Origin of the sequence: Bifidobacterium scardovii JCM 12489 = DSM 13734 (assembly GCF_001042635.1) — a bacterium.
Taxonomy (GTDB): Bacteria; Actinomycetota; Actinomycetes; order Actinomycetales; family Bifidobacteriaceae; genus Bifidobacterium; species Bifidobacterium scardovii.
The window spans coordinates 2,110,448-2,135,387 of the sequence record NZ_AP012331.1 but is presented as its reverse complement, the minus strand read 5'-3'; the positions used below and the strand labels follow the sequence as shown (position 1 = coordinate 2,135,387).

Annotated in this window: 17 protein-coding genes; 14 read left to right on the top strand and 3 right to left on the bottom strand. The window is 65.7% G+C overall.

Translation table 11 applies throughout. The annotated features are described in order from the left end of the window. Positions 1-66: 66 nt before the first annotated feature. The 3 genes from BBSC_RS08815 (at position 67) to BBSC_RS08805 (ending at position 3,713) form a co-directional block, all read left to right on the top strand. The gene (locus tag BBSC_RS08815) at positions 67-1,569 is read left to right on the top strand and encodes a UDP-glucose--hexose-1-phosphate uridylyltransferase (RefSeq protein WP_033518965.1); all 1,503 of its coding nucleotides are present in this window, start codon (positions 67-69) and stop codon (positions 1,567-1,569) included. A gap of 149 nt (positions 1,570-1,718) precedes the next feature. Further along, a complete protein-coding gene (gene galE / locus BBSC_RS08810) occupies positions 1,719-2,738 on the top strand; it encodes a UDP-glucose 4-epimerase GalE (protein ID WP_033518964.1) in 1,020 nt (339 codons plus the stop codon). A 48-nt stretch (positions 2,739-2,786) separates the two neighbouring features. Further along, on the top strand, positions 2,787-3,713 hold the full coding sequence (locus tag BBSC_RS08805) for an ROK family protein (RefSeq protein WP_033518963.1): 927 nt from the start codon (positions 2,787-2,789) through the stop codon (positions 3,711-3,713). Between the two features lie 303 nt (positions 3,714-4,016). Here the strand turns inward: BBSC_RS08805 and BBSC_RS08800 are convergent, their stop codons facing one another. Beyond that, positions 4,017-5,165 (bottom strand): ROK family protein, encoded by a 1,149-nt coding sequence (locus BBSC_RS08800; protein ID WP_033518962.1) that lies wholly within the window; start codon positions 5,163-5,165, stop codon positions 4,017-4,019. A 279-nt stretch (positions 5,166-5,444) separates the two neighbouring features. Here BBSC_RS08800 and nagB point away from each other — a divergent pair, with 279 nt between their 5' ends. From nagB to BBSC_RS08745, 11 genes are all read left to right on the top strand, one after another. Next, the gene (gene nagB / locus BBSC_RS08795) at positions 5,445-6,257 is read left to right on the top strand and encodes a glucosamine-6-phosphate deaminase (protein WP_033518961.1); all 813 of its coding nucleotides are present in this window, start codon (positions 5,445-5,447) and stop codon (positions 6,255-6,257) included. An 89-nt stretch (positions 6,258-6,346) separates the two neighbouring features. Then, a complete protein-coding gene (locus BBSC_RS08790; protein WP_033518960.1) occupies positions 6,347-7,603 on the top strand; it encodes an N-acetylglucosamine-6-phosphate deacetylase in 1,257 nt (418 codons plus the stop codon). A 755-nt stretch (positions 7,604-8,358) separates the two neighbouring features. Further along, positions 8,359-10,044: an EndoS/ChiA family endoglycosidase gene (locus BBSC_RS08785; protein WP_231648956.1), complete on the top strand. Its 1,686-nt coding sequence runs from the start codon at positions 8,359-8,361 to the stop codon at positions 10,042-10,044. 73 nt (positions 10,045-10,117) lie between these two features. After that, positions 10,118-11,053, top strand: coding sequence for an alpha/beta hydrolase (locus BBSC_RS08780; RefSeq protein WP_046725988.1), 936 nt, complete (start codon positions 10,118-10,120; stop codon positions 11,051-11,053). Between the two features lie 490 nt (positions 11,054-11,543). Continuing rightward, the gene (locus tag BBSC_RS08775; protein WP_051923183.1) at positions 11,544-12,833 is read left to right on the top strand and encodes an ABC transporter substrate-binding protein; all 1,290 of its coding nucleotides are present in this window, start codon (positions 11,544-11,546) and stop codon (positions 12,831-12,833) included. Positions 12,834-12,838: 5 nt separating this feature from the next. Further along, complete coding sequence (locus tag BBSC_RS08770) at positions 12,839-13,792, top strand: carbohydrate ABC transporter permease (RefSeq protein ID WP_374042843.1); 954 nt, start codon at positions 12,839-12,841, stop codon at positions 13,790-13,792. Beyond that, on the top strand, positions 13,792-14,625 hold the full coding sequence (locus BBSC_RS08765; protein WP_033518958.1) for a carbohydrate ABC transporter permease: 834 nt from the start codon (positions 13,792-13,794) through the stop codon (positions 14,623-14,625). The genes BBSC_RS08770 and BBSC_RS08765 overlap by 1 nt, the downstream gene beginning before the upstream one ends. A gap of 125 nt (positions 14,626-14,750) precedes the next feature. After that, a complete protein-coding gene (locus tag BBSC_RS08760) occupies positions 14,751-15,902 on the top strand; it encodes an ROK family transcriptional regulator (protein ID WP_046725986.1) in 1,152 nt (383 codons plus the stop codon). A 178-nt stretch (positions 15,903-16,080) separates the two neighbouring features. After that, positions 16,081-18,102: a beta-N-acetylhexosaminidase gene (locus BBSC_RS08755; RefSeq protein ID WP_051923185.1), complete on the top strand. Its 2,022-nt coding sequence runs from the start codon at positions 16,081-16,083 to the stop codon at positions 18,100-18,102. A 50-nt stretch (positions 18,103-18,152) separates the two neighbouring features. Beyond that, complete coding sequence (locus tag BBSC_RS08750; protein ID WP_046726010.1) at positions 18,153-19,457, top strand: alpha-L-fucosidase; 1,305 nt, start codon at positions 18,153-18,155, stop codon at positions 19,455-19,457. A gap of 234 nt (positions 19,458-19,691) precedes the next feature. Next, entirely contained in the window at positions 19,692-22,466 is a 2,775-nt protein-coding gene (locus tag BBSC_RS08745; RefSeq protein ID WP_144414457.1) for a glycoside hydrolase family 2 protein, read from the top strand. 42 nt (positions 22,467-22,508) lie between these two features. Here the strand turns inward: BBSC_RS08745 and BBSC_RS08740 are convergent, their stop codons facing one another. After that, positions 22,509-23,030: an NUDIX hydrolase gene (locus tag BBSC_RS08740; protein ID WP_033519648.1), complete on the bottom strand. Its 522-nt coding sequence runs from the start codon at positions 23,028-23,030 to the stop codon at positions 22,509-22,511. 143 nt (positions 23,031-23,173) lie between these two features. Further along, complete coding sequence (locus tag BBSC_RS08735) at positions 23,174-24,766, bottom strand: aminopeptidase P family protein (protein ID WP_033519647.1); 1,593 nt, start codon at positions 24,764-24,766, stop codon at positions 23,174-23,176. Between the last annotated feature and the right edge of the window lie 174 nt (positions 24,767-24,940).

The window sequence follows — 24,940 nt, the reverse complement described above, 5'->3', positions numbered from 1 at the left end:
ATGCATATATACTTAACAATTAGAGATGCCGGAAGGCGGTGTCGTGGCGGAAAGGACGATCTGTCGATGACGACACAGGAGAAGAAGCCGGATTCCACACTCGATGCCGTGTACGCGGGCATCGACGCGCTGGTGGACTATGCGCTCGGTGCGCTCGGGCTCGACCGGCGCGATGCGGATTGGACGCGCAACCGCATATTCGAGCTGTTCGCGCTCGATTCATACCATCCGACTGGCACGGCGGCCGGCGGCCGGTCCGTCGACGAGCGGCTGGCCGACTTCCGCGCGGCCGGCGTGGCGGCCGGGCTGTTCGATGCCGATGAAGGCGCGGTCTACGCGGATGTGGTGATGGGGCTGCTCTCCGCAAGCCCCTCCGCGCTGCAGGACCGCTTCTCCGGCATCGAGCGGGCCGAGGGCGGCATGGGGGCCATGCGCTGGTTCTACGACTACTGCGTGGCCAACAACTACGTGAAGAAGGCCGTGCTCGACCGTAACCCGCGCTTCGACTCGCACGGGCTGACCGTCACGATCAACCTGGCCAAGCCCGAGTTCAAGAACATGAAGAAGGCGGCGGCCGGCAACGCGGTGGCCGGAGGCTACCCGTCCTGCACGATTTGCCACGAGAACGAGGGATTCGCCGGGCGCAACAAGCGCACGCTGCGCACGATGCCGGTCACGCTCGGCGGAGAGGACTGGTTCTGGCAGTTCTCCCCGTACGGCTATTTCGACCAGCACGGCATCTGCGTGAACGCCAAGCACACGCCGATGCATGTGGACCGCGACACCTTCGGTCATCTGCTGGATTTCGTCGACCGTTTCCCCGGATACTTCCTCGGGTGCAACGCCGCGTTGCCCCGCATCGGCGGATCGGTGCTCGCGCACGACCACTACCAGGGCGGCGGCGAGCTCCTGCCCATGCACAAGGCCCCCGCATGGATGAGCCTGACGCTGGACGGCTATCCGGGCACGGCGATCGAGATCCTGGACTGGCCGGGCAGCGCGGTGCGCGTCGTGTCCAACTCCCGCCAGGAGATCATCGACGTGTGCGACGCGATCCGCGAGGGCTGGATCCACTACTCGAACCCGGATCTGGGCATCATCTGCGAAGGCGAGGATGGCAAGCGATCGGCGGTCTCGCCGAGCGCGATCGTCACCGACCGCGGCTACGAGATGAGCCTGATCTTCCGCAACAACGCCGTCAGCGACGAGTTCCCGGAAGGTGTGTTCCACGCGCATCCCGAATTCTGGCCGGTCAAGCAGGAGCCGATCGGCCTGATCGAGGCGCAGGGGCTGTTCATCCTGCCGGGCCGTCTGGTCGGCCAGCTCAAGCTCATCGAGAACGCGTTGGCCGAGGGCGTCGACCTGCCCGAAGCGGTCGGCGAGTTCACGCTCGAATGGGACGAACTGACCGCCGCGCTGCACGGCGACCGCGACCGCACCGCCATCCGGGCCGCCATCCGGGACGAGCTCGGCGGCGTATGCGAGCGCATCCTCGGCAACACCGCGGTCTTCAAGACCAAGGACCTGACGCTCGGCTTCATGGAGGGTCTGGGCTTCCGCCGCGCCTGACGGTCTGCCTCCTGCGTTTGTATCTGGCTCCCCTCACAGAGGGGAGCCAGATACTGTGCATGAATTCATGACGCTGGATGCCCGCGACTCATCCACTAATCCATCAACCAACCACCCACCACCCACCCAACCACACAAGGAGTACTGACATGACCACCATTCTGGTGACCGGCGGAGCCGGCTATATCGGATCGCACACCGACGTCGAACTGCTCAACAAGGGCTACGACGTGGTGTGCGTGGACAACTACTGCAATTCCTCGCCCGAATCGCTCAACCGCGTCGAGATGATCACCGGCCGCACCGTCACCCGCTATGACGGCGACGTGCGCGACGAGGCGCTGATGGACCGCGTGTTCAGCGAGCATCACATCGACTGGGTGATCCACTTCGCCTCGCTCAAGGCCGTCGGCGAATCCGTCGCCAAGCCGATCGAGTACTACGACAACAACCTCAACAGCACGATCGTGCTGCTCAAGGCCATGCGCAAGCACGGCGTGAAGAAGATCATCTTCTCCTCGTCCGCCACCGTGTACGGCAAGCCGGAGGAGCTGCCGATCACCGAGTCCACGCCGATCGGCGGCACCACGAACCCGTACGGCACCACCAAGTTGTTCGAGGAGCAGATCCTGCGCGACGTGCATGTGGCCGACGATTCGTGGACCGTGGTGATCCTGCGCTACTTCAACCCGGTCGGTGCGCACGAGTCCGGGCTGATCGGCGAGGACCCGAAGGGCATCCCCGCGAACCTGACCCCGTACATCGCCAAGGTCGCGTTCGGCGAGCTCAGCCAGGTGCAGGTGTTCGGCGACGACTACGACACCCCGGACGGCACCGGCGTGCGCGACTACATCCACGTCGTCGATCTGGCCAAGGGCCATGTCGCGGTGATCGACAGGATCACCGATCCGGGCGTGTACACCTACAATCTGGGCACCGGCCACGGCTACTCCGTGCTCGAGGTCATCAAGGCGTACGAGAAGGCCGCCGGCCATGAGATCCCGTACGTCATCAAGGACCGCCGCCCGGGCGACATCGACGCCTGCTACGCCGACGCGGCCAAGGCCGAACGCGAGCTGGGCTGGAAGGCCGAGCTGGACATCGACGCCATGGCGGCCTCCTCCATGAACTGGCAGACCAAGAATCCCAACGGGTACCGGGAAGCCTGAGATTTCCCCCGCCCCGCACGCCGCAATCCCCGAAAGGACCATTCAGCAATGACCCCAATCCAGCAATCCGGTGCCGAGCCGGGATACCGCGTCGGCGTCGACGTCGGCGGGACCAAGATCGAGGCGGCGCTCGTCTCGCCGGACGGCGAGATCGTCGCCTCGCGCCGCATTCCGGCGCGCCGGGGCGGCGACCGGCTGGTCGACGACGTGACCGCCATTGTGCGCGACGTGGCGGGGGACCGCCTCGCCGGCGTGCGCGCGGTAGGGATCGGCACACCGGGCCAGGTGGATTCGGCCGCCGGCCGCATCGCCAACGTCGTCAACCTCGGCATCGATACGCTGGAACTCGGCCCGCTGGTCTCCGGGCGGCTGGGGGTTCCGGTCCACGTGGACAACGACGTGAACGCGGCGGCCCTCGGCGCCGCCCGCTCCGTCGTCGGCTCCGATCTGACCGGCACCATCGCCTTCCTGAACTTCGGCACCGGGCTTGCGGCCGGTATCCTGATCGACGGCGAGCTGCAGCACGGATTCAGCGGCGCGGCGGGGGAGATCGGCCATATTCCGGTCGATCCGAACCGGCTGCCCTGCCAGTGCGGGCAGCGGGGCTGCCTGGAGACCGTCTGCTCCGGCGCCTCGGTCGGCCGTCTGTGGCCGACCGAGAACGGGGCGCCGCCGATGCCGGATCTGATCCGCGCCGCGCATGCCGGCGACGAGCATGCCGTGGAGGTGCTGGGCAAGGTCGCGCACGCGATGGTCGATACCATCCAGATCCTCGCGCAGTCGGTCGATCCGAGGATCATCATTCTCGGCGGCGGCATGGCGAAGACCGGCGAGCCGCTGGTCGAGGTCATCGCCGGGGAATTGTCCGTGCGCGAGGCCGCCTGTCCGTTCCTCGCCGGGCTGCATCTGGGGGAGCGGCTGCGCCTCGCCCCGCAGGACAGGCCGACCGCCGCCCTCGGCGCGGCGCTCGCCTAGCATCCGGCGCCGTTAATGCGTTAACAATGTCTGGATCCCCTCTCCGAGGGGAGCCAGCCGCGAAGCGGCCTGAGGGGAGCATTACCGAGAACACCTGAATCAAGCCGATTCGCATGCTCTCCCCTCAGTCGGCTACGCCGACAGCTCGTCCTGCAATTACGGACGGCCTTGCGGCCGCAGCCTTGTCTGCTCGGCTGTCGCCTCACCTTCGCCTGCAAACAGCTCCGCTGTTTGCTTCAAGGCTCAGCCTCAAAGAGGGGAGCCAGAATTACTCAACGAATTAACGGCGCGGGATACGGGATACTAGCGCATTTCGATGTATTCGCGGATGACGGTGATCGCCGCGCCGCGCAGCGTGATGTCGGCGCCGCACTGGCAGCGCCTGATCGTGGTGTGCCCGTGGAACGCGGATACCGTGGTGCGGTCGAGCTCCTGCTGGGCCGCCTCGAGGAAGGTGTTGTTGATGATGTCGGGCGGGCCGTACACGCACACGTCGGAGATGTCGAGCAGCCCGACCGGCATCGTCAGCGCGGAGGCGAAATACACGCCGGCCTGACGGATGATCTCCTTGCGGTCCTCCACGGGGGCCCGGCGCATCCGGTCGCGCAGCACGGTCGACGAGATGAGCATCTCCATGCACCCGCGCTTGCCGCACGGGCACAGCGGCCCGTTGACCGGATCGATGGAGATGTGGCCGATTTCGCCGCCGGCATGGTTCTCTCCCACCACGGGGACGTCGTCGATCAGCGTGGCCGCTCCGATGCCCCGATCGTTCTTGACGAACAGCAGGTTGGGCCCGGCCTGACCGAAGAACCGCTCGGTGAGCATCGAGCTGGTCACGTCGTTGGCGATGGTGACCGGAATGCCGAAACGGCTTTCAAGCCGGGTCTTCAGGTCGACGTCGTGCCAGCCGAGCATGGTGGACTCGCGGATCACGCCCGACTGGATCACGCCCGGCGCGGCGATGCCGATGCCGATGATGGCGTTCACGTCGAGGTCGGCGCGCAGCTGGTCGACCAGCTGGACGATGGCGTCGACGTCGACGTGGTTGTCGGGGCCGAGCGCGATCTCCATGCGTTGCTGCGGCATGCCGAACAGGTCGGTCGTCGCGCCCTGGATCAGCTGCGACTGCGAGAGGTCGATGCTGATGATCTTCAGCCGCGTGGTGTCGATGCTCAGCAGCGTGCCGCGCTTGCCCTTGCCGGTGGCGCCGGTCTCGTAGCCGTTCTCGCGGATCAGCCCCCCGTCGAGCATGTCGTTGACCACATCGGAGACCGCCACACGGGACAGCCCGGTCTGCCGGCCCAGCTCGGCACGCGAGTACTGATGTGAAGGGAACAGCAAGCTGAAGATCAGGGAACGGTTGTTACGGCGCACATCGGAGGGGCTGGCCTTCGCGGTTCTGCCGGGGGTATGCAGGGGGAATGCCCCGGTGGGAGTATGTCCGGCCATGTCAGCGCCGCCTTTCATTGGAACAGGGAATGTGCGGGGTGATGATCGGTATCATTGAAAACGCACACAACCTTCTTTTCATTGTAAGGGTTCAATGCCGTGCGACAGTCCGGCAAACGCCGAGAGATGGCGGATTTTTAATTATGTAATTATTATTAACAATAAAAGCATCGGTCGGCGCATGCGGGCCGTCGCTTCAGCGGAGCGGCATCCGCGCAATATGCAGGCGAGCCGGAGTCAACGAGGCCAACCGGCACGACCCGAGGAAGGAAACACACCATGCCAGAAGTCATCATCGTCAACAACGAGGACGAGGCCGGCGAGCTCTACGCCAAGTGCGTTGCGGATCTGATCAGGAACAAGCCGAACGCGGTACTTGGCCTGGCCACCGGCTCCAGTCCGCTGGCCGCCTACAAGCAGCTGGCCAAGAAGGTCAAGGAAGAGCACATCGACGTCTCCCAGGTGCGCGGCTTCGCGCTCGACGAGTACATCGGCCTGCCGCTGACGCACCCGGAGTCCTATCACAGCACCATCCACCGCACGGTTGTCGAGCCGCTTGGCCTGAATCCCGATGCGGTGCACGTGCCCGGCGACGTGCTCGACGGCGCCCCGCTCGAGGACGGCGACCTGATCCGCAACGCCGGCCCCGACTACGACGCGGCCATCGAGGCCGCTGGCGGCATCGACGTGCAGATCCTCGGCATCGGCACCGACGGCCATGTCGGCTTCAACGAGCCGGGCTCGTCCCTGGCCTCCGGCACGCGCGTCAAGACCCTGGCCGAGCAGACACGCATCGACAACGCCCGCTTCTTCGACGACGACATCAACCAGGTGCCGACCCACTGCATCACGCAGGGCATCGGCACGATCATGAAGGCCCGCCATCTGGTGCTGCTCGCGTTCGGCGCGGGCAAGGCCGAGGCGATCGAGGAGACCTGCGAGGGCGGCGTGTCCGCGTTCTGCCCGGCGTCCGCGCTGCAAATGCACCCGCACGCCACGATCATCATCGACGAGGCCGCCGCGTCGCGACTGCGCCACAAGGACTACTACAAGTACGCCTTCGAGCACAAGCCGGCCTGGCAGGGCATCTGATCGTTCCTCATCATTCGGAGCAATCGTCATCGCGGCGCGTCATCATCGGCGCGCCGCACCCGTCAATGCAGATGTGAAGGAGCATCATCATGACACAGTCCCGCGAACGGATCGTGGAGCGGGTCACCGCCGCGCTCACCGGCGATCCCGCCCCCATCGCGATCCACCACGCGCGCAAGATCGACGCCCGGGGCGTCGCCGACCACTTCTGGATCGTGTCCGACGGCGGCGTGATCGTCGCCACCGGCACCGACGAGGAGGCCTTTGAATCCGCGTGCCGTTCCATCTCGATCGATCCGGCCGACGAGAACGCGATCATCGACGCCAACGGCCGTCTGCTGACCCCCGGATACGTCGACATCCACGCGCATGGCGCGTGGGAGCATTCCTTCGACGACGGCCCGTCCGGCATCGACGTCGCCCGCGCCGGCCACGCCGTGCACGGCACGACCCGCCAGGTGCTCTCGCTGATCACCAATCCGATCGATGTGATGTGCGCCAACCTCAGGAACGTGCGCGCCAAGATGGATGAGCGCCCCGACGTGCTCGGCGCGCATCTGGAAGGCCCGTTCCTCGCGCTCGCGCGCAAGGGCGCGCACGATCCCGAATGCCTCAAGGACCCGGTGCCCGAGCTCGTGGACGAGCTGCTGGCGGCCGCCGACGGCTGCCTGCGCCAGATCACCATCGCCCCGGAGCTGCCGCACGGCATCGGCGCGATCCGGCAGTTCTCCGCCGCCGGCGTGGTGCCGGCGGTCGGCCACTGCGACGCGGACTACGAGACCGCCAAGCGCGGCTTCGATGCCGGCGCCGGCATCATGACGCACATGTTCAACGCGATGAACGGTCTGCACCACCGCAAGCCCGGCCCGATCCCGGCCGCCGTGGAAGACCCGCGCGTCACCATCGAGCTGATCAACGACGGGTTCCATGTGCAGAACCCGATGGTGTCGCTGAGCTTCGGCTTCGCGCCGCACCGCACGGCCTTCGTCACCGACGCGATGGCGGCCACCGACTGCCCGGACGGGCCGTACAAGCTGGGCGCGCTCGACGTGAACGTGGTCGACGGCCACGCCCGTCTGGTCTCCAACGGCGCGATCGCCGGCTCGACGCTGCTGCTCGAAGTCGCCGTGCAGCGCGCGGTGCTCGAACTGGGCATCTCGCCGGTCGAGGCCGTCGAGGCGGCGACGCTCACGCCGGCCAGGGCCTTCGGCTTCGACCAGCCGAACGCGGTGACGGGCGCCCCGATCGGCCTGATCGCCCCGGGCTTCGCCGCGGACGTGCTGCTGAGCGATCCGGGCACCTGGGCCGTCGACCAGGTCTGGTGCGCCGGCCGCAAGGTCAAGTGAGGTTCTGCCCCGCGGCGCCGGCGCGCGCGTTCGCGCGCTGAGCGTCATATGCCAAGCGCCCCGCCCGGGGTTCCGACGATGCATTCGCCGGAGCCCCGGGCGGGGCGCTTTCGCGTGCACCGGTATGCGGGCCGGCGTGGCGGCCGGATCATCTCACCCGTTTTTCGGGGGAGGGGCCGCGTTTTCCGGCGCGGGGCCGTATGCCAGTGCTGGTTGTGGCGGTATTGCTGACTTACGGCCTGTTTCGGCATGTGCGCGGGCTGTAGGTCAGCGGGAGCGGGTTGGGATCGGCGGAGCGGCTCGAACGGCTGTGAGGGCCGCGGCGTCATGGTGACTCGGCGGGGATCGACGGGGCATATGGCGGCATGGTTCGAGGGATTGCCGGCGATGGTCGCGTCATGTATCGTTGTCCTTACCACTACTAAACCGCTTTAGTAGAGCCGGGCATCCGACAACACGGGGTTCGGCGGTTTCGCGGACTATGGGGTCCGGCGCGGCGGCGAGCCAGCGCCATGCGGAATGCTGGGAATGCCGGGGCACGGCGGCCTCAATGCGGCCGGCGCACCCCGTGGCGGCAAGCGGTTGCGTCGCTTTCCGCCATACGCCGCGCAACGGTTGCGCGGCGCACCCGATGGCAAGTCGGGATCATCAACCACTAAGGAGTATATATGCGGTTGACGAACGATGCCCATGGGCGCGGCCGGACGGCTCTGCGCCGATGTGTCGGCGCCGCCGTCGCTGGTATCATGGCGGCGATGATGATGACGGGACCCATGGCCAGCGCGCAGGCCTCGCCGGCCGATGCCGCGCCGGCCGGGACGGTCGCGGACGCCGGCGGGAACAAGCATTTCATGGTCTATTACCGCGCCTGGCGCGATGTGACGATGAAAGGGGTGAACACCAGCCTGCCCGATGACAACTGGATGTCGATGTACGACATTCCCTACGGCATCGATGTGGTCAACGTGTTCAGCTACGTGCCGCCGGGGCAGGAGGACCTGGCTCAGCCGTTCTACGACAAGCTCAAGGCCGAATACGCGCCGTACCTGCATTCCCGCGGCATCAGGCTGGTGCGCGGCATCGGCTACGACTCGGTGACCAACGGATTCCGCAGGTACGTCGCGGAGCGCGGCGGCAGCGTGCAAGATGCGACGGACGCCGACTACGAGGCCTTCGCGGATCATCTGGTGGCGACGTACATGACCGAAGTCGGCCTCGACGGTCTCGACATCGATATGGAAACGTATCCCAGCGCGGCGGACATCGCCATATCGGACCGGGTGATCACGGCGTTGTCCACGAGGATCGGCCCGAAGTCGGGCGATCCCGAGCACACCATGCTGCTGTACGATACCAACGGCAGCGAGATGGGGCCGTTCAAGGACGTCGCCGATTGCTTCGACTACGTCGCCTATCAGCAATATGGTTCGGACTCCAGTCGGACCGCCGATGCCGCGGCCGACTACGAGCAGTACATTCCCTCCTCGCGGTTCGTGCCAGGACTGGCCTTCCCCGAGGAACAGGACCACAACCGGTGGTTCGATGCGGCCGAACCGTATGAGAGCAGCAACATCCATGATGTGGCGTCGTATTCGTTCGACCACCGGCTCGGCGGCATGTTCCTCTATGCGCTGGACCGTGACGGGCGCACCTACGATCAGGACGATCTCAACCACATCAAGCCCTCGAACCTGCTGTGGACCAAGACCGCGATAGCGCAGAGCAGTGGGGTGACGCTCGAACAGTCCAAGGAGGCCGCGAACCACTTCCTCGACCGCATGGAACGGACCAAGGCGGTGCCGGGCGAGGTCCGCCAGGCGGTGGCCGCGGCCACGAACCTGTATGAGGCGAACAAGGCGGTGCTTGGAAAGGATTGGGATCAGGGGTACAGCAACACCTACGACCCCGCTCTCGAACTGCAGCTCAAGGGCATCGACATCGCCGGCCTGCAGTCGTCCATCGATCGCGCCGATGCGTTGATCGCCGACGCGCACACCCCGGCCGACGCCCGCATGATATTGCGGATGGCCCGTGACGCGGCCGTCGCCGGGCTGGCCGATCGGTTGTACACCGAGGATCAGGTGGCGCAATGGTCCGATACGCTGGCCAAGGCCATCGCAGTCGTTCCCGTTGACCAGCCGACGCCCGATCCGTCCGACAATCCCGGTGCGGTGGATCCCGCGCCGACTCCCGATCCGAAGCCCGAACCTAAGCCTGAGGTCAAGCCCGAGGTCAAGCCGGAAACCAAGCCGGTGCCGACGGGGAATTCGGCGGCTTCTGGTCTCTCCGATGGTTCGGTATCCGGCACGACCGTCGCCGCGAATGCCGGCAAGGTGGCGGCGCGGCTGAGTGAGACCGGCGCCTCGATCGCGGCTGCGGCCGCGGCGTGCGCGGTGCTGCTGTTCGCGGCGATCGGCGTGGTCGCCCTCCGCCGTAGGTGAATATCGGGTGACGACGCTGCGGGCGACGGGGGATTGCCGATAGAATTGGGCCGGCCAACGAAAGGAGCCGACCATGAGTGTTCTCTCGTCGCCGCAGTCGCCGTCCAATGCCACGGACGACGATGGCGCCATCCACATTCCGAACAATCCGACCTTCGCCGGACTCGCCCGCGTGACGCGCAACGTTGCATACAAGACGGGCGCGGACGATCTGGTGATGGATATCATCGCGCCGCAATCGTACGGGGACGGTGACGATCGCAGATATCCCACCGTCGTGTTCGTGCAGGGCAGCGCATGGACGACGCCGGATCGCGACTACGAAGTGCCGCAGTTGTCGGCGCTCGCCCGCCGCGGCTACGTCGTGGCGAGCGTGAACCACCGCGATGCGACCCGCGACGTGCGGCATGTGTTCCCGGCCTATCTGCAGGACGTCAAGGCCGCGATCCGCTATCTGCGCGCGCATGCGGCCGAATGGCACGTTGACCCCGCCCGCGTCGGCATCTGGGGTACCTCGTCCGGCGGCAACACCGCGCTTCTGGTCGGCCTGACCGCGCAGGACCCCGCCTATGAGGACGGCACCTGCCCCGGGGTGAGCGATGCGGTGGACTTCGTGGTCAGCTGCTTCCCTCCGACCGATCTGATCGAGGCCGTCGACGCGTTCGGCCACGACGATGACCCCTTCCGCTTGTACTACGCCGGCCCGTTCGCCGCCGTGGTCGGCGCCACGCCGGAGACGGGGATCACCGATGAGGTGCGTGCGCGGGCCAAGGCCATGAGTCCGTACTATCAGGTCCGCGACGGCCGGGACTATCCGCCGATGCTGCTGCTGCACGGCACCGCCGACAAGGTGGTGCCGTACGGCCAGTCGGTGAAGATGCGCCGGCTGCTCGCCGACCGCGGCTATGAGGCGCGGCTCGTGCTGGTCGACGGGGCGGATCACGAGCGCGACTTCTGGAGCCAGCCCGTGCTGGATACGATCTTCGATTTCATCGTCCGGCATAGCTGACCCATGCCTTCCGGCTTCTTTGCGGAGCCGTATTCCCAAAGCCACTCCATGCGGGGTGGCTTTTTCGTACCCGGCTTGTATCTTCTGGCTCCTCTGCGGAGGACGCAACGGGTTCAATGATGCAGGATGGTCGATCCTCACCCGCAGTGCTTCGATGAGTGGCGGTGGAGCCGTGTGCGCCGTCCGTTCGGTCCCGTGATCGAAGATCGGGGATTGTCGAGGCGTGTAATCGCCCGTAACATGGCGCCACCATTGTTTACATCTCTGACAAACCAGTGAAACGACGCGCCGATTAATCTGTTTGTATTGAAAGCAAACAGATAGAGAAAGGTTGGAAAATAAGGGATTTTGTTACTTCGAAACAGTCGATAAGACTATTTGGTTGGACTCTAAACAAATATATGCTATGATGGCAATCATCAACACGATCTACACGGTTGTGGTCGGTTGACATCATGCGATTCAAAGAAGATCGAACAAAAGGAGAACGATGCGTAAGGGATACCTGTTCAAGGCGGTTGGCGCCGCATCGGCATTGGCCATGATCACCGGACTCGCCGCGTGCGGATCCGACACCGCATCCACGGACAACGGCGGCAAGGTGGAGATCAGCTTCCAGACCAAGAACCTCAAGGGAGGCTACGAGGATTACTTCACCAAGCTGATCGCCGAATTCGAAAAGGAGAACCCGAACATCACGGTCAAGTGGATCGACCAGCCGGGTGAAGGCTACGTCGACAAGCTCTCCACCGATGCGGCCGCGGGCGAGCTGCCCGATGTGTTCGATCTGATGCCGGGCGATGCGTATCCGTTCGCCAAGGCCGGCGCCATCGAAAACATCTCCAAGTCCGATCCCGATGCCGAGAAGAACTACACCGAGGGCTCCTGGGCCGGCCTGACCTTCAGCGGCTTCGGCATCGACGAAGGTGCCTACGGCTACCCGTGGTACCTCACCGCCGGCTCGATGTTCTATAACAAGTCCGTCCTCGAGGAGTGCGGCGTCGATTCCTCCAAGATCCCGACCAATTGGGAGGAATACTTCTCCATGGCCGACCAGTTCGCCAAGACGTGCGGCAACACCGGCAAGTACTGGGACGCCTCGGTGCCGACCATCGGCGATTTCGCGGTCTACGGCGTCGACCAGATGAACAAGGACCAGACCAAGTTCACGATCAACTCCGACAAGGGCGTCGAATTCGTCCAGCACTACGTCGACATGTACAAGGAAGGCGTGTTCAGCAAGGAGGCCGCGGCCTCGAACGGCACGCAGTCCACCGATCAGTTCAAGCAGGGCATGGTCGCGGCGCGTCGTGGCTTCATGTACGACCTCAAGGACATGCAGGAGAACGCCCCCGACCTGTACAAGAACATCGCGGTCGGCCCCGGACTCGGCGGCGAGACGCTCGGCTCCTCGATGGAGATGCTGTCCGTCAGCGCCACCTCCAAGCACAAGGAGGAGGCCATGAAGTTGGCCGCGTTCGTGACCAACAACAAGAACCAGGTCGATTTCGCGAAGTCCTCGCAGACCTTCCCGTCCAGCGCCGAAGGCTATGACGACGACTACTTCCAGAACGTCGACGAAAGCACGCTGGAAGGCCAGGTCATCAAGATGGTCGCCAGTCGCCTGAAGACCGCGAAGGTCACCGATCCGGCCCAGTTCACTTCGCAGGATTCCACCGAACTGCTCGAGCAGCTCGGAGCGGCGATCACCGGACAGATCACCGCCAAGGAAGCCCTTGACTCGGTGGTCGAATCCGCCAACGCGAGGCTCAACCAGTGAGCGCCATCAGTCGTGAGGCGGGGGCCAGGACCCCCGCCCGCGGCCGGCGGCTCCGCGCCAACACCGTCGACACCAGCCACCGCATCAAGGCCCAAAGCGCCATTGCGCCATGGCTGTTCGTCGCACCAGCCGTCATTCTGACCCTTGTCTTCTCCCTCGGCCCGTTCATCAATACGATCCGACTGTCCTTCACGGACGCGACGATGCTCAAGCCCGGCTCCTTCGTCGGCTTGGCATCCTATAAGGCGGTACTCAGCGATCCCACACTGCGCGATGCGCTGATCAACTCCACGGTCTACGCCGTGTGCATGGCGCCATGCATGGTGGTCCTGCCGCTGATCCTGGCCGTGCTGGTCAACAAGAAGACCCGCATCATGAGCTTCTTCCGGGTGTCCTTCTACATCCCGGCCGTCGCCGGCTCGGTCATTTCCGGCTTGATCTTCACCAACCTGCTGAGCACGCGCGGCCTGATCAACGCGATCTTCCAAGCGCTCAAATGGATCACCGAGCCGATCCCGTTCCTGCAGGACCGCTGGCTTCTGCTGTTCAGCGCCATGCTCATCACCGTGTGGGGCGGTCTCGGCTACTACATGGTGATCTACCTGGCGGCGCTGGCCAACATCGACGAGTCGCTGTACGAGGCGGCGTCGCTGGACGGCGCCGGACCGATCCGCCAGTTCGTTTCGGTGACCATGCCCGGATGCCGCATGACGATGGTGCTGATCCTGCTGCTGTCCTCGGTCGCCGCGTTCCGCGTGTTCAACGAGGTCTACATCCTCACCGGCGGTTCGGGTGGCATCGGAGGCAAGGACATGACGATGACCATGCTCATCATGCGCGAGGGCACCGGCCTGACGGCTCGTACCGGCTACGCGAGCGCGCTGAGCATCATCATGTTCTTCATCCTCGGCATCCTCACCGCGGTCGAGTTCTACTTCCAGAACAAGGGAGATGACTGATGCATAGCAAGAAAGTCTCGTCGGCGACCGTGCTGCGCTACGTGGTGCTGGCCCTAATCTTCGTCCTGCTGGTCGGTCCGATCATCTGGCAGGTGTCGCTGGCCTTCAAGGGCAAGGGCGACAACATCTACGCGGTGCCGCCCTACTTCATCCCCAAGGACTTCACCTGGAGCAACTTCGCCAAGGTGTTCCAGCAGGTCCCGGTGCTGCACTACGCATGGAACTCGCTGATCGTCACGGCCATCACCGTGATCGGCAACGTGATCATCTCGACCACCTGCGGCTATGCGCTCGGCAAGCTCAAGTTCCGCGGCAAGACCGCCGTGCTGATCCTCATCTTCGGCGCCATGCTGATCCCCGGCGAGGCCGTGCTCGTCTCCCAGTTCCTCGAGATCCGGGCGATGCACCTCAACAACACCCTGATGGGAGTCGCTCTGCCCGGCCTGTGCCAGGCGATGAACATCCTCATCATGATGACGGCGTTCGCCGGCATCCCCAACGAGTTGGAGGAAGCCGCGAAGGTGGACGGCGCCAACGTGTGGCAGCGTTTCTTCCGCATCTGCATGCCGCAGGTCATGGGCAGCATCACCGTCACGGTCATCTTCTCGTTCGTCGGCGCGTGGAACAACTTCCTGTGGCCGATGATCGTGCTGTCGGACGATGCCAAGTACACGCTGACGATCGGACTGAACAAGCTCAAGGGCGCGTTCCTGACGGATCCGAGGCTGATCGCGGCCGGCGCGGTGATCGCGCTGATCCCGATCGTCATCTTCTTCCTGATCTTCCAGCGCTACTTCTTCAAGGGAGTGGAGGCCGGAGGACTCAAGGGATAAATGGCGCCCCCGATCGTGCCTCATGCGGTAATCTGGAATCATACGGTCGGGCCGATTGCCGCATGCGGGACCATAGGAGCGACCCGCCACGCCGGGGCAAGCAAATCGACGGAATCAAACGGGTGATGACGATGCCAGACAGAAAAGCCCCGATGGGCAAGCGACTTCCAGCAGCCGCGCGCAAGCACAACAAGGCGATGCTGCTGGGGATGCTCTACCCCTCACAGGAGCTGTCGCGCGCCGATTTCGCCAAGGCGTCGGGCCTGACGCGGGCCACCGTTTCCGACATCGTCGCCGAACTCATCGACGAGGGATTCGTGGCCGAAGTCGGCTACAGCGAGTCCAACGGACCGGGCAAGAAAGGCATGCTGCTGCGATTCGTGGCGGAAAGCCGCAACGTCATCGTCCTCGACCTGTCGATGCCCTATCTGTTCCGCGGCGCGGTGATGGATCTGGATGGCCGGGTCGTGGTGCGCGACGAACTCACCTTCGCCGACAAGGGCGCGGAGAATCTGGCGCTGGTCGAGCAGCTGTGCCGCAGGCTCATCGCTCGGGCCACGGCTCCGATCCTCGGCATCGGAGTGGCCTGCCCCGGCATCGTCACCCGAACGGGCGTGGTGCGCGCCTCGATGAACCTCGGCTGGCAGAACGTGGACCTCAAGGGCCGGCTGTGCCAGGCCATCGGCATGCCGGTGTCGGTGAACAACGACGCGAACGACGCGGTGTTCGCCGAATACCAGTTCGGCCGCGGCAGCGCCGACATGTTGCTTGTGCAGCTGACCCAGGGCCTTGGCGCCGGCATGCTCATCGGCGGCGAGATCAACGGGTGGGCGCGCTCCGTGGGCGAGATCGGCCACATCGTGGCCGACAAGAACGGGCCCCTGTGCTCGTGCGGCAAACGGGGGTGCCTGGAGACGCTGGTCAACGTGCCGCATCTGATCCAGTCCATCGCCAACGAGCCGAACCGCCGCGTCGACGTCCTCGAAACGGCCGGAGCCGCGCTTGGCAAGGCCATCTCGATGCCCGTCGGCATGCTTGGCTTCTCTCGCGTGGTGGTGGTCGGCGACCCCTATATCGTCAACCAGATCTTCGTCGATGCCGTGCAGCGCGAACTCAACGACGACATTGCCGCCGACTTCCGCGAACCCGTCATGGTGATGCGATCGATGATCGGCGACGACCTGTCGCTGCTCGGTGCCTGCGCCTCGGTCATTCGCGACCGGCTGCACTTCATCCCGTCTTCGGACGGCGGAAGGCGCGTGCCGGAATCGCAGTAGCGAAGCGGTCGGGCGTCGGGGCATCGGACTCGGCGTACGGCAATGAGACGCCTGTCCATCGCAGGGTCGGCGTCGGTACGGATGGCGTCCGTAACCCGTAAGGTGGCGTTTCGCCGCTTTCAACACATCAGGCCCGTCACGGGCCAACTGCCGTCATGGCGACGGCGAAAGGAATCCTATGCAGTACGAATCCGCGTCACCGGGCGCCCTGTCGGTATTCGGCACGCCGGTGGCCCTCATCCCATGGCCGGATACGGTCGGTATGGTGCCCGGCGCCACCGCCACGTTCTTTTCCGGCACCGTGATCGAATCCGGCGAAGTCCCCGACGCCGACGGATTCCTGGCCCGTGAACTCGCCGACGAACTGTCCTCGGCAACCGGCGGATCATGGCATGCGGCGCGCGGCGCATGGCAGGGCGTGGTGCGGTTGGCGCTCGACGAGGCGGCGGCTCCACGGTCCTACACGCTGGATGTGCGCGACGGCGGAATCGCGATCACCGGAGGCGATCTCGAAGGGCTGCGCTACGGCGTACAGACGCTGCGCCAGATGCTGCGCCAATGCGGGGGCGTGCTGCCGATCGTGCGCATCGAGGACGCCCCGCAGTACGCCGTGCGAGGCTATTACCTCGACGTCACGCGCGGCCGCGTGCCGACATTGGACTGGCTCAAGCGATGGGCCTGCGAGCTGGAGCTGTGCAAGTACAACCAACTGCACCTCTACATCGAGCATTCCTTCGCCTTCCAGGGGCTGAGCGAAGCCTGGCGCGGCCTCGACCCGCTCACCGCCGAACAGATCATGGCGTTCGACGCGTTCTGCGCGGAGCGCGGCATCGAACTGGTGCCCTCCGTGTCCACATTCGGCCACCTGTACGCCGTGCTGCGCACGCAGGGACTGCGCCATCTTGGAGAGTTCCCCGAAGACGCGGACCGGCCGTTCAGCTTCATCGAACGGCAGGAGCACCACACGCTCAACATTCTGCTCGACGAGTCGTTCAAACTGTCGACGTCGATGATCGACCAGTACCTGCCGCTGTTCCGCTCGCGCAAATTCAACATCGGCGCCGACGAGACCTTCGATCTGGGCCGCGGCCGTTCGCACGGCGAGGCCGAGCGCATCGGCGTCGGGCGCATGTACGCGCGGTACGTCAACCGACTGTGCGCCTATCTCGCCGATCGCGGCCGTGAGCCGATGCTCTGGGGCGACATCGTGCTGGAGCACCCCCAGGCGCTCGCCGATCTCGACGGCGGCGCCACGCTGCTCAACTGGCAGTACGAGCCCGACGTCACCGACGACAAGGTGCGCGTGCTGGCCGACGCCGGCGCACGCCAGTACGTATGCCCGGCGGTGCAGGGATGGAACCGTACGCTGCCGCGTCTGCACGATGCATGGCGCAACATCGACGGCCTGAGCGCGCATGGCATCCGCTATGGCGCCGAGGGATTCCTGCTGACCGACTGGGGCGACTACGGCCATGTCAACGACCCGAGACTGAGCCTGCCCGCCATGATGTACGGCGCGGAATGCTCGTGGCGCGGGGAACGGGCCGGCTTCGACGAGATCAACCGGCGCGTTGGCTCGCTGATTTTCGGCGACACGACCGGCGCCGTGATGGAGGCATGGGACGAACGCAGCCGACGGCCGGCGTTCCCATGGCACGACGCGATACGCCTGCTGGAACTCGACGAGGGCGACGGCGCACTCAATCGGGATGTGCTGGCGACCTTCGCGCAGCTGGGCACGCCCGATGAGCATGTGGTCAGCTCGGCCGGGACCGTGGCCGAAGCGAGACGACTGTTCCTGGGCAGCATGGCCGGCCGGCTGGGCGCCGTGCCGAGCATGCCCCGCGCGCTGCCGCTCGTCCAACGCGCGTTGGCCAAGGCGCGCGTGCGCGCCGCCGATCGCCGCGAGGCCGGTGTCCTGGCCCTCGCGGCGCGGGGGCAGGATCTGTTCGACGCCTGCGGCTGGTGGCTCGCCGTGGACGCCGGGGTACTGGAACGCACCGCCGGAATCCCCGATATGGGGAGCCCCGCCGAGTTGGCGCAGGATCTGGAATACTGGTTCGAGGAGTACCGCGGATCGTGGCGCGAGATCAGCCGGGAATCCGAACTCGACCGGATCGGGTCGGTGGTCTGGCGCCTGGCCGACATGCTGCGCCGCATCGGCGCCGGATCCGGTGACGGAGCGCCCGAAGCCGCATAGCTGTAGTAACAACCACAATGCAGTAACCAACATCCAAGGAGATGACCACGATGTACACATTCGACAGGGAAGCCTACAACCGCCGCATGGCATGGTACACGCACGCGAGATTCGGCATGTTCCTGCATTGGGGGCTGTATGCGATCCCCGCGCGCGGCGAATGGGTGCGCAGCTGGGAGCAGATGCCCGAAGAGCAGTACCGCCCGTATTTCGACGAGTTCAACCCGGTGGACTTCGACGCCCGCCGCTGGGCCCGCGCCGCCAAGGAGGCCGGCATGCAGTACGTGGTGCTCACCGCCAAGCACCACGACGGCTTCTGCCTGTTCGATTCGCAGTACACCGACTGGAAGTCGACGAACACGCCGTTCGGGCGCGACATCGTGCGCGAGTTCGTCGATGCCGTGCGCGCCGAAGGCCTGCACGTCGGCCTGTATTACTCGCTGCTCGACTGGCATCACCCCGACTTCCCGCACCGCGACGACGAGAACCATCCCGACCGCAACAACGAGGCGGTCAGCGACGAGGGGCGCGACTTCAACCGGTACCTCGAATACATGCACAACCAGGTGCGCGAACTGTGCACCAACTACGGCAAGCTCGACGTGCTCTGGTTCGACTTCTCCTACGGCAAGCTGCGCGGCGAGGCGTGGAAGGCCACCGAGCTGGTCTCCATGGTCCGCTCGCTGCAGCCGGACGTCATCATCGACAACCGCCTTGAGGTCAGCGGCGAGGGATACGGTTCGCTCGCCTCCGGCAACCCGACCCCGTACCACGGCGATTTCGTCAGCCCCGAGCAGATGATCCCCCCGCATGGCATCCAGGATGTGAACGGCAACGACATCGCTTGGGAATCCTGTGTGACGATGAACGGCATCTGGGGCTACAGCGCCACCGACCACTACTTCAAGCCGGCGCCGATGCTCATCAAGAAGCTCGTCGAATGCGTGTCCAAGGGCGGCAACATGCTGCTCAACGTCGGGCCCGACGCTCTTGGCGACTTCCCGCCGCAGTCCACCGCGATCCTCAAGCAGATCGGCGAGTGGATGCGCCGGAACCACGACAGCATCTACGGGTGCGGCCGCAGCGACCTGCCCAAGCCCGAATACGGCCGCATCACGGCCAACGGCAAGGACCTGTACTTCCACGTCTACGAGAACAGCATCGGCTCGCTGCCGCTCGTCGGCCTGACCAAGGACCAGATCAAGTCGATGCGCTATCTGGCCAGCGGGGCGGAGGTGCCGATCTCGACCAGCTGGACGCACAGCGACTACCCCGAAATCGCTTTCGCCGACCTCGGCCCGGATCCGGTGCTGCCCGACCCGGTCGACACCGTGCTCAAGGTGACCCTGCGCTAGCGGTCTACGTCATTGATTCGTGGTGATTCTGGCTCCCCTCTCTGAGGGGAGCTGACCGCGAAGCGGTCTGAGGGGAGCATTACCTCGAATACTTGAATCAAGCCGATTCGGGCATTCTCCCCTCAGTCGGCTGCGCCGACAGCTCCCCCCAGAGAGGGGAGCCAGAATTAGCCAGCGCATTAACGCCGCAGTCCACCGGCCCAGACGGCCACGCTGCAATCCGAAAGGAATCTCATGCCCGCACCGATATCCCGCATTCCCGATACCTTCCACGCCTTCGCCGAAGACGGGTGGACCCTGCGCGCGCTCAACCCGGACGCCGCGCCGGCCGAACTGCGCCCAACGCTGGAGCGGGGCATCCCCGCCCGCGTGCCGGGGGAGGCGATCGTGGACCTGCGGCGGGCCGGCATGATCCCCGATCCCTTCGATGCGGACAACGAAACCGCGCTGCAGTGGATCGGCGACATCGACTGGTGCTTCACGCACGAGTTCGAGTGGCATGACGACGGCAGCGACCGCCATGACCTGGTGGCCTACGGCTTGGACACCATCGCGCAGATCCGGCTCAACGGGCGGCCGGCCGGCCACAGCGAGAATTTCTTCCGTACATGGCGGTGGGACGTGCGCGGCCTGCTGCGCGAGGGCCGCAACGAGATCGAGATCAGCTTCACCTCGCCGGTGGCGTACACCGACCTGCGCGAACGCCGGACCGGCTACTACCCGCATGCCGGCCATGCCTTCAACCAGATACGCAAACCGGGGTACGCCTTCGGCTGGGACTGGGGCATCGACGCCGCCAACAGCGGCATCTGGCGTCCAATCGGGCTGGACTCGTGGTCGGGGGCGCGCATCGACGAGGTCCGCACCGCCACGGCCATCGATCCGGACGGCACGGGTCGCGTAACCGTCACGGTAGGCGTGGAGCGCGCCTTGTCGGCGAAACTGACCACCGGTCCCGGTGCACGGGACAACGGGCCGGTTTCCGTTACCGTCACGCTGGCGCGGGAGGGATTCTCCACGAGCGTTACGGCGGTCATCGAGCCGACGCGCACCACGGCGAGCGTCGAGCTGCGCGTGCCCGGCGCCGAGCTGTGGTGGCCGCGCGGTTACGGCGAGCAGCCGCTCTACGACCTGACCGTGCTGCTGAACGGTGCCGTTGAAGCCGCCGTGGACGCCGTCCAAGCCGCCCCACCGACTTCGGCCGTACGCCGCGAACGCATCGGGCTGCGCACCGTCGACGTCGAGACGGCGGCCGATGCGGTCGGGCGTCCCTTCCGCTTCGTCGTCAACGGCGTGCCGATCCATGCGCGCGGCTACAACTGGATTCCCGATCACGCGTTCATCTCGCAGGTCGGGGAGCGCGACTACCGGCGAGGCATGCGCGACCTGACCGAATCCAATGCGAACATGGTGCGCGTATGGGGCGGCGGCATCTACGAATCCGATCTCTTCTACGATCTGGCCGACGAACTGGGCGTGCTCGTCTGGCAGGATTTCGCGCTCGCCTGCGCCTCCTATCCGGAAGACGCCGAAATGCGTGCCGAGATCGAGGCCGAGGCGCGCGAGCAGATCGTCCGTCTCATGCCGCATCCGAGCCTTGCCCTGTGGAACGGGTCGAACGAATGCCGCCAAGCGTACGCCGGCTGGGACGGCTATCGGCAGGATCTGCGCGACGACGACGCGCCAGCCGGCGCGCTGGGCTACGGGGAGCGCGGATGGGGCGACCTGTACTATGAGCGGATGCTGCCCGGTCTGCTGGAGCGGCTCGATCCCTCGCGCTATTACCTGCCCAGTTCTCCGATGAGCCTGACCGACTACGCCCCGGTCAATCTGGACACGGATGGCACCACCCATATCTGGGATATCTGGAACGCCGCGGACTACCACGACTATGCGCGCTACACGCCTCGTTTCGCCGACGAATTCGGCTATCAGGCGCCGCCGTCATGGTCCACGCTGACGCGCGTGGTGCACGACGAGCCGCTCGACCCCTTCGGCGCGCAGATGCTGGTGCATCAGAAGGCATCGCTGGGCAACGAAAAGCTGGCGCTCGGCATGCGCTCGCATCTGACGGCCGGTCGGTTCCACGACGTGCACGCCAACGGCGACGGCACCTACGGCTGGCTGACCGGCACCGACCACTGGGCGGACATCGAGGACTGGCACTGGGCATGCCAGCTGCAGCAGGCGCAGGCGATCCGCTTCGGCATCAGTCATATGCGCGCCGTCGAGCCGGTCAATGCGGGTGCGCTGGTCTGGCAGCTCAACGACAGCTGGCCGGTCATCTCATGGGCCGCGGTCGACTCGGACGGGCACCGCAAGCCGATGTGGTACGCGGCCCGCGACTGCTTCCGTTCCCGTTTCGCCGTGATCCGGCCGATCTGCGCGCATCCCAAGCCGATCCTGTCATGGGAGCGGGTGATGCCGGAACCCGACAGCCTGGAACTGGTCGCGGTCAACGACACGCGCGTGCCGTGGCACGGTGCGTGGCGGGTGCATCTGGTGTCCATCCATACGGGGGAGGAACTGGCGCTCCGTGAGTATCCGATGACGATCGCCGCCGGCGGCGTGAACCGCGTCGTCCTTGACGCGGAACTCGGCGCCGGCTTGGGCTCCGCCGACGCCGTTCTCGTCGCCGATCCGGTGCCGGTCATCCCGGTGGCCGGCGATGCCGGGATGACCGGCGTGGATCCTGCGCAGGACTTTGCCCGGGTGATCCACGACCCGGCCGAGGTCGTCGACCAGCATCTCGACGCCGAACCGTTCGCGGCGACCGCGCGGGCATGCGACGGCGGGTACGCCGTGCGGGTGACCGCTCGCCGCTACGTGCGTGACCTGTTCTGCATGGCGGACAAGGCCGATCCGTTGGCCGGCGCGGACCGGGGCATGATATCGCTGTTGCCGGGGGAGAGCGCTGACCTGTTCGTGCACTCGTCCGTGCCGGGATTGGAGGCGGCGCTCACCGCTTCCAACGTGCTGCGCTGCGCCAACGATCTCAAACGCGGCTGATCGTCTGATCGGAACGCTCGATCAGGCGATCAGCGAGGAACGTCAGATCAGCTGGCCGTCGGTGACGAATAGCGCGTGCGCGTCGCCGTTGCGCTTGTTGTCGAGGTAGCGGCGGAATAGCGCGAGACGCTCCACGGTGCTGGCGGCCAGTGGCTCGGGCAGCGCGTCGAGGTCGAACCAGCCGACGTTGAGGCTTTCCTCGTCGCCGACGAACGGCTCGGCGTTGCCGCCCGGCTTCAGTGCGCACAGGAACGAGTGGTCCATGTACATCGTGTTGTCGCCGTTGGCGTAGGTGAGCACCCTGTTCGAGGAGACGACCGACACCAGATCGGTGACGGCCGCGTCCACGCCGGTCTCCTCCTTGATCTCGCGCACCACCGTGTCGGCGGGCTGCTCGCCCGGCTCGTTGATGCCGTACACCATGGCCCATTCGCCGGTGTCCGACCGGCGGCCCAGCAGGATGCGGCCCTCGCCGTCCAGCACGCAGCCGGTCACGCCGATCAGCCAGAGGAGATCATGGCCGATTTTCTTCCTCAGTTCCAATACGAATTCGGGTGTTGGCATGATGATTCACCTTCCGTCATGCATCATTCATGGTCGAAAAGAACGAAGGCTCCCCTCTTGGAGGGGAGCCGCAACGCGAGCGAACTTGGGACATCCCGCTCACGATAGTCCCTGACCCCTCAGCGAGGGGAGCCGGGGCGGCGTCAGCGGGCTTCGGCGCGGGCGCGCATCCACTCCTCGACGTCGTCGGGCTGCTTCGGGATGTCGATGGAGAGCCATTCGGGGCCGTGCTCGGTCATGAGCACGTCGTCCTCGATGCGGATGCCGATGCCGCGGTATTCGGGCGGCAGCAGCAGGTCGTTCTTCGCGAAGTACAGGCCCGGCTCGATGGTGAAGATCATGCCCGGCGTGATCTTCGCGCCCTGGTACGACTCGTAGCGGGCCTGCGCGCAGTCGTGCACGTCGAGGCCGAGGTGGTGCGCCACGCCGCAGGCGAGCCAGCGGCGGTGCTGCTGGCCTTCGGGGGAGAGTGACTCCTCCACGTCGACCGGCAGGATGCCCCACTCGTGCAGGCGCTCCGCGATCACGCGCATGCACGCGTGGTGGATGTCCGAATACGTGGCGCCCGGCTTGGCCGCCTCGAATCCGGCCTGCTGGGAATCCAGCACCGCCTGGTAGAGCCGGCGCTGCAGATCGGTGAACTTGCCGCCGACCGGGAAGGTGCGCGTGATGTCGGCGGTGTACAGGCTGTCGGTCTCCACGCCGGCGTCGATGAGCAGCATGTCGCCCTGGCGCACCACTCCGGTGTTGCGCATCCAGTGCAGGATCGGCGCGTGCTCGCCGGAGGCGATGATCGTGTCGTAGCCCAGTGCGTTGCCCTCCTCGCGGGCCACCGAGTTGAACGTGCCTTCCAGCTTGCGCTCGGAACGCGGCTGGTCCACGACCTCCGGCAGCGTGGCGAGGATGCGGTCGAAGCCGTGCTTGGTGGCGGCGATAGCCTTGCGCATCTCGCCGACCTCGAAGGAGTCCTTGATCATGCGCGCCTCGGAGGAGAACTCGTGCAGCTTGTCGTCGTCGGCCTCGTTGGCGTCCGGGTCGGCGTAGCCGTTCGCCTCGCGGATGGACTCGACCAGCGAGGTGATCTGCGGGTCGGCTTCGCGCACCACGCGCACGCGCACGGCGCCGGCCTCCGAGCCGACGTCCTTGCCGAGCGCGTCGGCCAGCTGGGCGATGTCGTGCGTCTCGATGCCGGTCATCGCGGCCAGCTCCTTGAGGCCGGCGCGCGGACCGACCCAGTACTCGCCGTAATGCGGGTCGCGGTAGTAGTCCTCGGTGCTGTTGTCCGCGCGCGGGGCCACGAACAGCTCCGGGGTGTGCGTGCGGCCGGCCTTCGCCTCGTCGGAATCCGGGTCCACGGGGTTGAGCACCAGCACGGCGCCGGCCTCATAGTCCTGGCCGAGGCCCGTGTAGTACACGAACGACGTGTCGGGGCGGAACATGTAGTCGCAGTCGTTGTTGCGCACCTTCGGCTGGCCGGCGGGAATCACGATGCGCTCGCCCGGGAATGCGCGGCCCAGCGTCTCGAGGCGGGCCGGCGTGAACTTGCTCGACTCCAGCGGCTCGGCCGCGGGCTCCTGGTTGTCCCAGCCGGTCTTCATGAACGCCTTGAACGTCTCGCTGTTCGGACTGAGCGAACGGTTGTTCACCCGGTCCTCCATCGGCTGGTTCGCGCCCGGGGCGCTGGCCTGCTCCTGCGCCTCGTATTCCTTGTCCTTCTCGGTGATGACCTCGCTCATACGATCTCCTGTGCGATGCACTGCTGGTATGGATATGGATATTGCCGCTCCTTATCGTAGTCCGTGCATGGTCCGTTATGTTTCCGGCAGGGAACATGCGGACCCCTCCCGTGCCCTCGCCCGGGCCATGGTTACGCCCTCTTCTAGAATGTGTGGAGTCATACGAACGCAGCC

What these genes read in the sequence shown, in the direction of transcription:
- BBSC_RS08745 (WP_144414457.1), top strand. Translation starts at nt 19,692, where the DNA reads ATGCCCGCACCGATATCCCGCATTCCCGATACCTTCCACGCCTTCGCC.
- BBSC_RS08765 (WP_033518958.1), top strand. Translation starts at nt 13,792, where the DNA reads ATGCATAGCAAGAAAGTCTCGTCGGCGACCGTGCTGCGCTACGTGGTG.
- BBSC_RS08760 (WP_046725986.1), top strand. Translation starts at nt 14,751, where the DNA reads ATGACGATGCCAGACAGAAAAGCCCCGATGGGCAAGCGACTTCCAGCA.
- BBSC_RS08750 (WP_046726010.1), top strand. Translation starts at nt 18,153, where the DNA reads ATGTACACATTCGACAGGGAAGCCTACAACCGCCGCATGGCATGGTAC.
- BBSC_RS08815 (WP_033518965.1), top strand. Translation starts at nt 67, where the DNA reads ATGACGACACAGGAGAAGAAGCCGGATTCCACACTCGATGCCGTGTAC.
- BBSC_RS08805 (WP_033518963.1), top strand. Translation starts at nt 2,787, where the DNA reads ATGACCCCAATCCAGCAATCCGGTGCCGAGCCGGGATACCGCGTCGGC.
- BBSC_RS08740 (WP_033519648.1), bottom strand. Translation starts at nt 23,030, where the DNA reads ATGCCAACACCCGAATTCGTATTGGAACTGAGGAAGAAAATCGGCCAT.
- BBSC_RS08785 (WP_231648956.1), top strand. Translation starts at nt 8,359, where the DNA reads ATGATGATGACGGGACCCATGGCCAGCGCGCAGGCCTCGCCGGCCGAT.
- BBSC_RS08800 (WP_033518962.1), bottom strand. Translation starts at nt 5,165, where the DNA reads ATGGCCGGACATACTCCCACCGGGGCATTCCCCCTGCATACCCCCGGC.
- galE (WP_033518964.1), top strand. Translation starts at nt 1,719, where the DNA reads ATGACCACCATTCTGGTGACCGGCGGAGCCGGCTATATCGGATCGCAC.
- BBSC_RS08780 (WP_046725988.1), top strand. Translation starts at nt 10,118, where the DNA reads ATGAGTGTTCTCTCGTCGCCGCAGTCGCCGTCCAATGCCACGGACGAC.
- BBSC_RS08755 (WP_051923185.1), top strand. Translation starts at nt 16,081, where the DNA reads ATGCAGTACGAATCCGCGTCACCGGGCGCCCTGTCGGTATTCGGCACG.
- BBSC_RS08790 (WP_033518960.1), top strand. Translation starts at nt 6,347, where the DNA reads ATGACACAGTCCCGCGAACGGATCGTGGAGCGGGTCACCGCCGCGCTC.
- BBSC_RS08735 (WP_033519647.1), bottom strand. Translation starts at nt 24,766, where the DNA reads ATGAGCGAGGTCATCACCGAGAAGGACAAGGAATACGAGGCGCAGGAG.
- nagB (WP_033518961.1), top strand. Translation starts at nt 5,445, where the DNA reads ATGCCAGAAGTCATCATCGTCAACAACGAGGACGAGGCCGGCGAGCTC.
- BBSC_RS08775 (WP_051923183.1), top strand. Translation starts at nt 11,544, where the DNA reads ATGCGTAAGGGATACCTGTTCAAGGCGGTTGGCGCCGCATCGGCATTG.